This is a genomic window from Moritella sp. PE36 (assembly GCF_000170855.1).
GTDB lineage: Bacteria > Pseudomonadota > Gammaproteobacteria > Enterobacterales > Moritellaceae > Moritella.
On sequence record NZ_ABCQ01000021.1, the window covers coordinates 1 to 13,030 of the forward strand.

Here is a 13,030-nt window from a genome sequence, read left to right on the forward strand (position 1 = left end):
TGTTGAATCGGGCTCATTGTGCCCGGATCAATGTTAATGTAAGGGTCTAGTTTCATCATTGTGACTTTTAAGCCACGAGCTTCTAAAATAGCTGCTAATGATGCTGCCGCAATACCTTTACCTAATGAGGATACTACCCCACCAGTAACAAAAACGTACTTAGTTGTCATACATAACCTGAAGTTGTTAGGGATTAAATGTGTATTATTGAATATATACCAGAAGGGACGACATTATAAACAAATCCCCCTCATCCCACAATGTTGACAAGTATAGCATTGCCCTTTTTGTATAACTGTGCGGTAGATCATATGTTGTAATTTTATTTCACTTTTTGCCATAGGAATTCCATTTCACTTACAGAACAATCACTTAGCGACTTACCATTCTGTAATGCAAGTACTTCTACCTGTCTAAATCTTTTTTCAAACTTTTCATTTGCCTTACGAAGTGCTTGCTCAGGATCGTGTTTTAGATGGCGTGCAACGTTCACTACAGAGAACAATAAATCACCTAACTCTTCTTCGAGTTTATCATCATCAATGACCGCGGCATCGGCTTCAGCCACGACCTCCTCAACCTCCTCATAAACCTTTGATAATGCTTGCTTATAACCATTAAAATCAAAGTTTACGGTAGCGGCACGCTGCTGTATTTTCGCGGCGCGAACCAGAGCCGGAAAGGCATTAGGAATGTTGTCTAATGCACTGTGTGGAACTGCGTTTTTATGATTTTTTAAGCGCTCTTCGGATTTTTGTTTTTCCCATGCAACAATAATTTCAGATTTAGATTGTAGTTTTATTTCACCAAAAACATATGGGTGACGCCGAATTAATTTCGCTGCAAGCTGTTGAATAACGTCATCAAAGCTGAATAATGCCTGTTCCTGTCCTAATTGTGTATAATAGAGTACGTGATAAAGCAGATCGCCGATTTCACCTTCCAGGCCTTTAATATCATTACTTTCAATGCTATCAACCACTTCATATGCTTCTTCTAACGTAAACTTAGCTATCGAGGCAAAATTTTGCTGCAGGTTCCAAGGGCATCCTGTATCTGGATTACGTAATGCCTCAACCATATGGCGTAAATCATTAATCGTGTACTTTTCTTTCAAAATAAATCCTATTAATTCAATTTTTAAATAAAATCCCGAGATCTTGACCCATTAGTTTAAATGCAGCCATAAACTGAGACTAAATGATTTATCAGTGAGTATATAATGATATGCATTACGTTTGGAGGGGTAGCACTAAATGAACAGAGTTGGATTAATAACACGCTATAAGAACTTATAGCGCGTTAGGATGACAATTAAGCCGTCAATTTTTTACTTAAATCGACCTCATCGAACGGTTGTGGTTGCAGGTATTTACTTAAATCAATCTCATCGAGTTGTTCAGGCGGCAGATATTTTTGGGCATATTTAATATGCGTGCCGCTTTGTAAAAACAGCCTAAATAACTCGATATCAAAATGTTGATCCAAAGCCATCTTATACATGATATCCACGGCAACGCTGACCGGTTTGGCTTTCTTATAAGGACGGTCAGATGCCGTCAGGGCTTCGAATATATCGGCGATCACTAAGATACGCTCAGGAATAGAAAGGTCATCGCCAGTCAGTTTACGTGGGTAACCCGTACCGTTTAATGTTTCATGGTGGGTTGAAGCATAACGTGGGACACGACTTAGTTCAGGTGGAAACGGGAGATTCTCCAACATCTTAATCGTACTGATCATGTGTTCGTTGATCTTATATCTGTCTTCCGCCGTTAACGTACCGCGACTAATCGTTAAATTATAGACTTCACCTAGGTTATATTGATGCTCTGGCACGTCCATTTTAATACCAAACTTAGGATCAAATTCCACTTTGCGATCTCGCTTAACAATATGCTCAGCTTTATCTGACAGTAATTTTTCAATCACAGGCAATTGGGCATTCAACGACTCTTGTTTCACCAGTTCTTCAACCGAAGAAAGGCCTAAATTATCATCGAAATGACGTAGCCATGTTTGTTCTGATAAAACCTTCACCCGGGCAATTTTATCCTCACTCATAAACTCGCCGCCAACATTCGATGCCGCAATAAACGCAAAATCATCGGTCAGTTTTTGCTGCTTGGCCTTAAGCTCAGCATCGATCGTACTTTTATGCGCTGGTAAGACGATTTGTTTTTTTAATGCGGCGATTTCAGCATCACGCCACAACACTTCAAACCGCGTTCTAACTTCGTGAATACGGTTGTAATTTGCCTCTAACTTGGTGCCCTTATCGACAATATATTCAGGGGTCGTGATCTTGCCACAATCATGCAGCCAAGCTGCAATTCTAAATTCACGTTTCTCATCCGCGTTGGCAAATTTAAAATCTTTAAATAACGCGGAATCACATTGCTCAACAACATCCGCTAACATCATGCCAAGCTCTGGCACACGATTACAATGACCAGCCGTGTACTTCGATTTATCATCAATCGCTTGCGCAATAAGCTTAATAAACGCTTCTAAAAATTCATCTTGTGCGGTTTCATATTGTTGTAAGTCTTTAGACATCTCCAACATCGCTTCAGATAACTCCCAGATCTCTTTTATTGGCGTATCCACTAATTGCACTTCACCATACTGCCGCTCTTGTACTTTTTTCGTTTCAACGCGTAATTGTCGGATTGGTCTTACAATGGGTGCGCCAAACCACCAAGCAAAAGGCAACATCAATAAAATAAACATAACGGTCGCTAAAATAGCTATTTTTAGCTGCTCATTGACCTTCTTGTAGATCACTTTTTTGGGGATGACAACCGCGAAGAACTCTTCCGATTGAGAGCCAGCCTTAACAGGACTGATATAAACTAAACTTTCTTGCCCATCGATAACACGCTCAAGAATTTGATCATGATTACCTTGTGCTCCCGTTAGCGATACTAAGTCTTGATAAGGCACCATCATATTGTCGTATATAACGTTCTCCCCAAGCCATTTACTCGCCAGTGCAGCGCGTTGGGTATCACTAATATTTTCGATTGCAGCATTAATGATGGGAATAAGGTCGTGATTCTCTGCTTTCAACAAGATGTAAAACGCGGAAGGAAATTGCTCGGCCAGATCGATAATATCATTATGCAATTTGAGGTTTTTATAAAAGTATTGTGATAATCCCGAAATGAGTACCGGTTTAACATCCAGTAATGCGTCTGTTTGTCCCTGCGAAACAGACTTAAATGCCGCATTTCTATCCGCAAATTCAATTAACTCAATGTCAGGAAAATCTTGACGTAATTTTGCTGTAATAAACCAACCCGATAAGATAGCCACTTTCTGTCCTGTCAATTCGGCATAATTATGAATATCCGCACTACCCGTACGAGTCACTAAGGCAAAATTAAAATCATAAATAGGATCACTATATACACCTGAATATTTATTATTCTGATTTTTCTGTAACGAATGCAATCCATCGAGAGAACCATTGTTATACTTGTCGATCAACTCGAACCAAGAAAAACCATTGATAAACTCAAAATCAATGCCCGTCATTTCCTCAATCAACAACAACATATCGATAGCATACCCTTGCGGTTTTCCGGATAAAGAAAAGTCCAGCGGCGCCCAGTCATTATGATTTGAAATCTTGATTTTAGCGGTGTTGCTGATAGTGCTACGCTGCAGCGTTGTTAACGCCAACATAGCCGATTCGGGAATGACAATGTGCTTAGCCGCTTGACGACTTGACGATATCACTTCACCCGATGTTGTGTATAGATAAGACTCAATTTCGCTAGTATCATCGAAATCGAATGAATTATTCGACAATTTTTCTGCGATAGAAGACAACACAATATCAATACCTAGGATACTGCTATACGCTTGGTTATGACTATGGTTATCTTTAAATTTAAGTGAATAAGTTTGACCCGTTATTTTTAAATGTTGAAATAAATAGGGTTTAGTTTTAAATACCGAATCGGTATTAGCAGCCTCATACCAAGGTCTTTCGGTTGGGAAATAGTTACTTTTGGTCGTATTCATCTCTCGTAATACAAATTCACTATCGTAATAATAAGTTTCACGTATTCGATTCTGCCGATCACCCGTTATCTTGATAACAACCCAACGATCATCGCTATTCGCGGCAATTTTCTCTCGTACAATTGGCGATGATTCAAGGTTGATCACTTGGTAAAAGTCCTCATTTTCGGAGCCAATATAGATACTGTAAAATAATTTATTTTCGGTCATCATTTCAGCGAGAATATTACGCAGGTCTTGCTCATTCGATTGAACATCAAGAATATGGCTAATAGAAACCAATAAGCGCGCTGCATTAGAAGCATCGCGTTCTAAGGTCTGTATATATGCGGATAAATCGGACGATGCCTTAGATAAATTTTGCACCGTGTGTTCCACCGCCATTTTTTTACTGAAATGGTATTGCAAAGACACTGCTACCAAGCCAGTAATGAGGGTCGCAATTACAAACATGGTACCAACAGTAAAGCGAACTGAAAATGTCTTTCGTTTCATTAGTATTCTTCCTTGAATTTAATTACTTCATGCGGAGCTGTAACGTATAAAGATCATGCTATTAATAGGATATGCTAGTCTAAATAAATGAAACACACAGACATATTGTTGAATATAATGAGAAAAACAAAGAAAATTAGGGGTATGTCGAATTAAATATTGATAAAATTTGACTGGGTAGTCAGTTCTAAACGAATAGATATTGTTAATGCAGAGTTAGAATCGATTTTTGGTGCAGCGCTATCGGATGTGGTAATAATATAAAGCAGAGTAAATATTTGAGTTTACTCTGCTTTATATAATAAAGCAGACCTATTGATTTATTTTAAGCGCCTCGCGTAAATAACACCTTTCACTTGGCTCATACGATTAATTAAATGGCTTAAGGTATCAATATTATATAACTCGATATTGATCTCGAGTGTCGCCGTTTGCTGCTTAGAATCAGTACGGGTATTCATACCAACAACGTGAATACGATCATTGGCAAAAATAGTCGTTAAATCACGTAGCAGGCCACTGCGATCACTGGCATGCACCACTAGCGTAACACCGTAACCACCACTAAAATCCCCCCCCCAAACTGCATCAATAATACGTTCTGGTTGGCGATTACTTAAATCAGCATACTGTAAACAACCATTGCGGTGGATCGAAATTCCACGGCCTTGGGTGATATAACCGACAATGTCATCACCTGGGATAGGCTGACAACAGTTAGCAATATGGGTCATCAAGTTACCCATGCCTTCCACCACGATATGGTCTTTGCTGTGTTTTTTCTTCGGCTGATTTTGCGATTTTAGTACTTGTTGATCAACAAGCTCGAGTGCCAGCTTATCTTCCTCTTCGGCACTGGGTTGTAATAACAACACTTTAATATGGTTAATAACTTGGTTAAGACGTGCATCACCACTGCCCACCTGGGCTAATAAATCATCCATCGTATTGGCATTAAAACGTTCGAACGCACAGTTCGCATCAGACAGGTGTAACTTGAGCTTATGCAACTCGCCTTCCAACATGTCTTTGCCTGCCGCGACATTTTTATCACGATCAAGACGCTTAAAGTAAGTATTGATCTTAGCGCGGGCACGTGCAGATTTTACATAACCTAAGTTTGGTAATAACCAATCACGACTTGGGCTGGGATTTTTCTGAGTGATGATCTCAATCTGATCGCCCGTTTGCAGTTCATACGTGAACGGCACAATACGACCACTGATCTTGGCACCGATACAGCGATGACCCACCATGCTATGTACATAATAAGCAAAATCAAGCGGCGTTGAACCCTGTGGCATATCAACCACATCCCCTTTTGGGGTGAACACATAGACACGATCATCGAATACTTGACTGCGTAACTCATCGACTAAGCTACCGCTTTCCGCCATATCATCCTGCCATGCTAATAATTTACGTAACCAAGCAATTTTCTCTTCGTAGCTGCCTTTTTTGGTGGTATCAGCGCCTTCTTTATAGCGCCAATGTGCAGCGACGCCTAATTCAGCATCATCGTGCATTTGCTTGGTTCGGATCTGTACTTCAACCGCTTTACTTTCATCGCCAACTGCGACAACAGTATGGATAGACTGATAACCATTGGCTTTTGGATTTGCTACATAATCATCAAATTCACTGGGAATAGGACGGAATAAATTATGGATCACACCCAACGCGGCATAACAATCCTGTAATTCGTCCGCGATCACACGCACTGCGCGCACGTCATAAAGACCGTCGAAATCCAAGTTTTTCTTCTGCATCTTTTTCCAGATACTGTAGATATGCTTGGGACGACCGTAGACTTCGACTTTACCGCCAGCCGCTTCAACACCGGTTTTAACTTGCGCAACAAAGCGGTCGATAAATTCTTCACGATCGAGACGACGCTCAAGTAACAGCTTGGCAATTTGTTTGTAGGTATCGGGGTGAGAATAACGGAATGACAGATCTTCCAGTTCCCACTTAAGCTGACCGATACCTAAACGGTTCGCCAACGGCGAGTAGATATCTGAGATTTCTTTTGCTGCCAGTACGCGTTCTTCTTCAGATGCATTCTTTACCTGACGAAGATGACAAATACGCTCTGCTAATTTGATCACAATCGCACGCACATCGTCCACAATCGCCATTAACATGCGGCGTAAATTATCGATTTGTGCTTCAGATGGTTTTTGTGATTTTTCTTGCAGTGTACGGATCGCGTCCATTTCGACAACCGCAACTAATAGGGGTAATAACTTGCTACCAAATAACGCTTCAATTTCGTCATTATCATATAATTTGGCATCAAAAAATGGATATAACAAGGCCACCTTTAAGGTCTCCATGTCCATATCCATGGTCATTAATATTTCGATCATTTCAACCCCGTAAGCAAGCAACGGGAAACGGAAATCAGCTTCATCCTCGAGGGATTCAGCTGCTTCTTTTAATGCTAATTGAGAATATAACTCAAATAATTCATCTTGCTCTGTCGAGGTGAGTGCTAGCGAAGACGTCCAAGTCTTCGCATCAAAGTCTTCCGGGTTGGTCAAATGAGAATCACGTACCGCAACCATGTCTTAATTCCTAACAAGAATAAACCAAAATACACGTTATACCTAAGTTACTTCAAAATGTTATATCAGAACATCTTGAAGTAGCTTGGGTATATATCTAAACGCGTTCAAATAACGCCATTGATTCAACATGTCCTGTCTGTGGGAACATATCAATCATACCAAGGCGGGTTAATTTATAATGCTTTTCCATCAACAACTTCGAGTCTCGCGCTAATGTCGCTGGATTGCAAGATACATAGACAATTCTTTTCACTTTAAGTTTATGTAAATATTGCACTGTTTCAGCAGCACCAGCTCGAGCAGGATCTAATAATACTTTATCGAAACTGGTTTTTGCCCAAGGTAATTTAGAAAAATCGGAAGATAAGTCTGCTTGATAGAATTGCGCATTAGTAACATTATTGGCTATCGCATTCGCTTGCGCCTGACGCACCATCCCATCAACACCTTCAACACCAACAACCGAATGGCATAAACGTGCCAGCGGTAAGCTGAAGTTACCACCACCGCAGAACAGATCTAATACTCTATCTTCAGGAGTTAATTCCAACCAATCTATCGCTTGTTTTACCATCTGGTTATTCACCACAGGATTAACCTGAATGAAGTTACCTGGGGTAAAACTGAGCTTAAATTCGCCATCAGCCAATTGATACCATGCTGCGGGTATATCAGGGGTTAATTTAACCACTGAGTCAGGCTCAGGTTGCAGATAAATACTCAACTGATGTTCACTCGCAAAGGCTTGCAGTAAATCTTGGTCTTTATCTTTTAACGGTTTCAAGATACGGAATAAGCAAATAACGCCCGAATCTACCGAAAACAGCTCTATATGACCTAAATCACGACGTACTGTAAGCGTAGCAAGTAATTGGCGTAGTGGTTGGATCAATACTGACAAGGCTGGCTCTAATACTGGGCACTCGTTAATCGCAACCAGAGATTTACTGTTTCGTTCACGGAAGCCAAAGACTAATTGCTTGGCCTTGCGGTCAAACATCACACTTAAACGTGCAGTACGGCGATATTGCCAAGGTTGCGATAAAATCGGCTCTGCAAAATTAATATCATCATTTTTACTGAAGTGTTGCAATAAGCTAAACAACGCCGTTTGTTTATAATCAGCCTGAACTTCGCTATCGAGTATTTGCAAACTACAGCCGCCACACGTTGCATAATGCGGACACGCCGGTTCAATTCGTTGTGCTGATGGGGTTAATACTTTTCTTAAGGTCGCTTTTGCGTATTGCTTTTTTTGCTCAATAATATTCACTGATACTCGTTCACCTGGTAGTGCACCAGCAACAAATACCGCTTTGCCATCAAGACGACCCAAACCTAGACCTTGGTGATCTAGCTTATCAATAGTGATCTCGACCGCTTTACTCGTAATTTTTTGTACTTTTTTTGCTTTATAAATTTGCGCCATATTGATATACAACTATTGCCTATGTCATCATTAGGGTATTATTCTAACCTGCTTTCCCGCTTTATACTTTAAATAACTTCGTAGATGGCATTAAACCCGATACCAATAAGATGACTTTATGACTAAATACGGACTTCGTGCCAAAGTAATGGCGCTGACGATTTTACCGACAGTTTTGATCGGTACACTATTAGCCAGCTATTTCACTTTTAACCGCTATCAGCAACTAGAGACAGTGCTTATTGAACAGGGCATCAATATCATTGAACCACTGGCGATCGCGAGTGAGTACGGCATGTTACAAAACAGCCGAGAATCACTGAAAAAATTGCTCGGTTTAACCCACCGCAAGTTTGCGCCGACGATTAAAAGTATTGCCATTTTTGATAGCAATAATAAGCTGTTTGTAACCAGTAATTATCACCGTAATTTTTCCGTGCTCAAGAATCCCGACAACAGAAAGTTACCGGAAACGACCCACGTCGAAGTGCTTGATGATTACATCATCCTGCGTTCCCCCATTATTTCCGAAATTGACTATAACAGTTTCCCGTTAAACTTAGAAAACCCGGAGCAGATCCTCGGTTATTTATCTATCCAGCTGATACGAGACAAAGCGATTTTACTGCAATACCGTGATACCACGGTCTCGGTATTTATTGTGTTACTGGGCTTCTTTACCGCGCTTATTTTCTCTTGGCGACTGGTTAAAAATGTAACCCAGCCCATTACTGACATGGTGAAGGTGGTCGATCGGATCAGAGAAGGTCGACTCGATGCCCGAGTCACAGGGGATCACACAGGTGAATTAGCACTGCTCAAGAATGGTATTAATTCGATGGCCAAATCGCTATCGGCTTATCATGAAGAGATGCAACAAAATATTGATCAAGCGACCTCTGATTTACGGGAAACCTTAGAACAGATTGAGATCCAAAATATTGAATTGGATATGGCAAAAAAACGCGCGCAAGCAGCGGCACGGGTAAAATCTGAATTCTTGGCCAATATGAGTCATGAGTTAAGAACCCCGCTTAACGGGGTGATCGGTTTCTCTCGCCAGTTATTAAAAACATCGCTGAGCCCGAATCAAACCGATTACTTGCAGACCATTGAAAAATCAGCCAAGAATTTACTTAGTATCATTAATGATATTCTTGATTTCTCTAAACTTGAAGCGGGTAAACTCACGTTAGAGCAGATCCCATTCAACCTACGCGACACCATTGAAGAAGCCGCGATCTTATTAGCCCCAACCGTGCATGATAAAGGCCTGGAATTATCACTCCATGTTGATAAGAATGTACCCGATGGCATTATTGGCGACCCGTTCCGTTTCCAGCAAGTGATCACCAACCTGCTGGGCAATGCGATCAAGTTTACTGAAAACGGTAACATTGATATTCATATCGAATTACTGGAATGGACGGGTAATAGTGTCACCATCCAAACCAATATCCGTGATACCGGCATTGGTATTTCGGAGCAACAACAAGCACAATTATTTCAAGCCTTTAACCAAGCTGACACCAGTATTTCAAGGCGTTATGGCGGTACCGGTTTAGGTCTGGTTATTACCCAGCGTTTAGTTGAGTTTATGGGCGGTGAGGTCTCGCTCGATTCTGACTTAGGCCAAGGGTCTAACTTTAAATTCTCGCTAAAATTCAATGTAACCGCTAACTCATTGTCAGAACCACTGCCAATAAGTGATTTTAAAGGTAAGCAGGTATTATTGTATGAAGTCGATAACTACTCAGCTCGCTCGTTAATATCCTTGCTTAATAGCTGGGATCTGGACGTATTACATTGTGCCAATGAGGCTGAATGGCAGCACTATATCAATCAACCTTACTACTGTGTTGTTATTGCACAAAATGATGAAAGCAACTTAACCTCTATGTATGACAAGATGAGTCAGTGTCATGACATTAATGCTGCTGTCGTGGTATTAATTAATTCATCTGATCCTTGCTTACAAGAAGAGATCATTCGCGTGGGGGCAAGACATTGCCTGACTAAACCGTGTAATCATCGTAAATTAGTGAATGCATTAGCTTATTTAGAAAAACCTGATGAACAGCCAATACCACAACTGAAGATTGAGAAACCGAAAGCCAAAGTTGATCTGTCTATTTTAGCGGTTGATGATAATCCTGCAAACCTTAAACTGATTAGCGCGATGCTGGCCGATTCGGTGACTAAGATTGAAGTATGTAGCAATGGTGCGAAAGCCGTGGCGAAAGCCAATGAAATGGATTTTGATATTATCTTTATGGATATCCAAATGCCAATAATGGATGGTATCAGTGCCTGCAAAGCGATTCGTTCGGGCACGCGCAATCAATCGACGCCAATCATTGCCGTTACAGCACATGCAATGAGTGGTGAACGAGATCGCCTACTCAGTAAAGGCATGGATGATTACTTAACCAAGCCGCTGGATGAATCCATTCTAAAACGTATCTTACAACAATGGAGCAGCTTGTCGCATGATAACACCGCTGTAAAAAATCATATTTTAAATTGGCCACTGACCTTACAACGATCTATGGGTAAAGAAGACCTTGCAGTAGACATGTTAGAAATGTTTATCAATAGTCTCCCTGACATCAGCGAACACCTTGAACTTGCACTCGCACGTCGTTTATCACGCTCAGAATTTAAGAAAATAATCCATAAATTCCATGGGGGTGCGGCATGCTGTGGGGTATTACCCATTCAGAATTTAGCCGATCAGATTGAACGCGGATTACGCAAGGGTGCAGAAATTGAAGAAGTAGAACCTGAGATCTTTGAACTGCAAGAAGCCATTGAAACCGTGATTAAGGAAGCTCAGCCGTACTTGCCGAATTAGTGTATTGATTCACTAGTCAGTCTAAACAAACAAAAAAGGAGCCATTGGCTCCTTTTTTATGCTGATGTCATGTAATACGAATACCGTACAACGTTCCTAGCGGATGCTAGGTTTAGCTATTATTACGCGCTTCTTGCATAATAACTTGCATGTCTTTTACCGCTTTACCTAAACCATCAAATGCCGCACGGGCAATAATTGCATGGCCGATATTCAATTCATAAATTTCTGGAATAGCCGCAATCGGTTGCACGTTATGGTAATGCAAACCATGACCCGCATTTACTTTCAATCCTGCGTTATGCGCATAGCTCACGCCAGCTGCGATCTTCTTCAATTCAGCTTGTTGTTCGCCTTCAGACTCTGCATCGGCATAGGCTCCGGTATGCACTTCAATGTATGGCGCGCCACTGGCAACCGCAGCATCAATTTGTTCTTTATCGGCATCAATAAATAGCGAGACTAAAATACCGGCTTCGCTTAAACGTTTAACCGCTTGGGTGATCTTATCTTGTTGACCAAGTACATCTAAACCACCTTCAGTCGTCAGCTCTTCACGCTTTTCTGGCACTAAACAAACAAATTCAGGTTTTATCTCACAGGCAATATCGAGCATTTCAGCCGTCACCGCCATTTCTAGGTTCATGCGAGTTTGAATAGTTTCTTTCAATACACGTACATCACGATCTTGAATATGACGACGATCTTCACGTAAATGCACCGTAATACCGTCTGCGCCATTGAGTTCAGCGACAGCTGCAGCATGTACAGGATCAGGGTAAGTCGTGCCGCGAGCTTGGCGTAGGGTTGCGATATGGTCAATGTTGACACCTAAAAAGATCTTATTCACGTTTCATTCCCTTATTGATAAATAGTTATCTGTTTTTTAGAGGCTTGTTAATAAATGGTTATCCGCTGTTCATGGCTTATTAATAAATAGTTCTCTTCTTTTCAGCGGCTTATTAATAAACAGTTCTCTGCTTTTCAGCGGCTTGTTGCCCAAATAGGGTAACAACATTTGTCGACAAAAGCGTTTTGCCGCGGCTAAATTATCTTGGTTAAACTGTCGTTGCTCAAAGGCGAGTAAATCTGCACCTAAAAATGAGTGTCCCACTGCAACTTTATAAATAGATGGCACAATCCCAACATGTGGTACGTATTTATACATACGTTCCGGGAACACGGCATCCATGGTATCAGCACAATAGCTTAACGCACCAATGTAACCTAAACATTGCATTAAATTAAATTCAAATTCACGCAATAACGGTTCAAGGGGTTGTTGTTTGGCTAACGCTAATAATGCATTTTGATAATGGGAGAATAGTTCGGGATTCGCTTGTTCACTGGCGAGTAAGCGATAGAGTAATTCATTGAGATAAAAGCTAGCATAGAGATGCCGACCGGAGAGCGGTAATGAATTAGATACCGCCTCGACCTGACGCATGGATTTTAATCCACCTTTGCCGGCATAGGCGATATTAAGTAAGGTAAACGGCTGTAAAATTGCACTTTGACTATTTTTACGCCCTCGCCCTGCTCGTCCCACTAACGAAATTTTACCATCGTTAATGGTAAAGAAGTCGATGAGTAAACTCGACTCCTTAAAGGGACGACGGTGCAGTACAAAGGCGTTTTGTAAGTCCATGC

General features: G+C 41.0%; 7 protein-coding genes and 1 pseudogene. 1 reads left to right on the forward strand and 7 read right to left on the reverse strand.

Going from position 1 to position 13,030, the window contains the following annotated elements; genetic code table 11:
* The 5 genes and pseudogenes from pyrG to rlmD all read right to left on the reverse strand — a co-directional run.
* Positions 1-170 (reverse strand): annotated as a pseudogene (pyrG, locus tag PE36_RS24080) (CTP synthetase); the annotation flags it as partial.
* 152 nt (positions 171-322) lie between these two features.
* Entirely contained in the window at positions 323-1,117 is a 795-nt protein-coding gene (gene mazG, locus PE36_RS12900) for a nucleoside triphosphate pyrophosphohydrolase (RefSeq protein ID WP_006032484.1), read from the reverse strand.
* Positions 1,118-1,314: 197 nt separating this feature from the next.
* Positions 1,315-4,527: an HD domain-containing phosphohydrolase gene (locus PE36_RS12905; RefSeq protein ID WP_006032485.1), complete on the reverse strand. Its 3,213-nt coding sequence runs from the start codon at positions 4,525-4,527 to the stop codon at positions 1,315-1,317.
* Between the two features lie 320 nt (positions 4,528-4,847).
* Positions 4,848-7,094 (reverse strand): GTP diphosphokinase, encoded by a 2,247-nt coding sequence (gene relA / locus PE36_RS12910; protein WP_006032486.1) that lies wholly within the window; start codon positions 7,092-7,094, stop codon positions 4,848-4,850.
* A gap of 97 nt (positions 7,095-7,191) precedes the next feature.
* A complete protein-coding gene (gene rlmD, locus PE36_RS12915) occupies positions 7,192-8,526 on the reverse strand; it encodes a 23S rRNA (uracil(1939)-C(5))-methyltransferase RlmD (protein ID WP_006032487.1) in 1,335 nt (444 codons plus the stop codon).
* Between the two features lie 118 nt (positions 8,527-8,644).
* Here rlmD and barA point away from each other — a divergent pair, with 118 nt between their 5' ends.
* On the forward strand, positions 8,645-11,380 hold the full coding sequence (barA, locus tag PE36_RS12920; protein WP_006032488.1) for a two-component sensor histidine kinase BarA: 2,736 nt from the start codon (positions 8,645-8,647) through the stop codon (positions 11,378-11,380).
* A gap of 112 nt (positions 11,381-11,492) precedes the next feature.
* Here barA and pdxJ read toward each other — a convergent pair whose 3' ends face one another.
* Positions 11,493-12,230, reverse strand: coding sequence for a pyridoxine 5'-phosphate synthase (gene pdxJ, locus PE36_RS12925; protein ID WP_006032489.1), 738 nt, complete (start codon positions 12,228-12,230; stop codon positions 11,493-11,495).
* 69 nt (positions 12,231-12,299) lie between these two features.
* Positions 12,300-13,028, reverse strand: a complete 729-nt coding sequence (gene recO, locus PE36_RS12930) for a DNA repair protein RecO (protein WP_006032490.1) — start codon at positions 13,026-13,028, stop codon at positions 12,300-12,302.
* Positions 13,029-13,030: the final 2 nt, after the last annotated feature.

Bases quoted from the DNA above. Each gene is read 5' to 3' on its own strand.
- PE36_RS12905 (WP_006032485.1), bottom strand. From the start codon at position 4,527: ATGAAACGAAAGACATTTTCAGTTCGCTTTACTGTTGGTACCATGTTT.
- relA (WP_006032486.1), bottom strand. From the start codon at position 7,094: ATGGTTGCGGTACGTGATTCTCATTTGACCAACCCGGAAGACTTTGAT.
- rlmD (WP_006032487.1), bottom strand. From the start codon at position 8,526: ATGGCGCAAATTTATAAAGCAAAAAAAGTACAAAAAATTACGAGTAAA.
- barA (WP_006032488.1), top strand. From the start codon at position 8,645: ATGACTAAATACGGACTTCGTGCCAAAGTAATGGCGCTGACGATTTTA.
- recO (WP_006032490.1), bottom strand. From the start codon at position 13,028: ATGGACTTACAAAACGCCTTTGTACTGCACCGTCGTCCCTTTAAGGAG.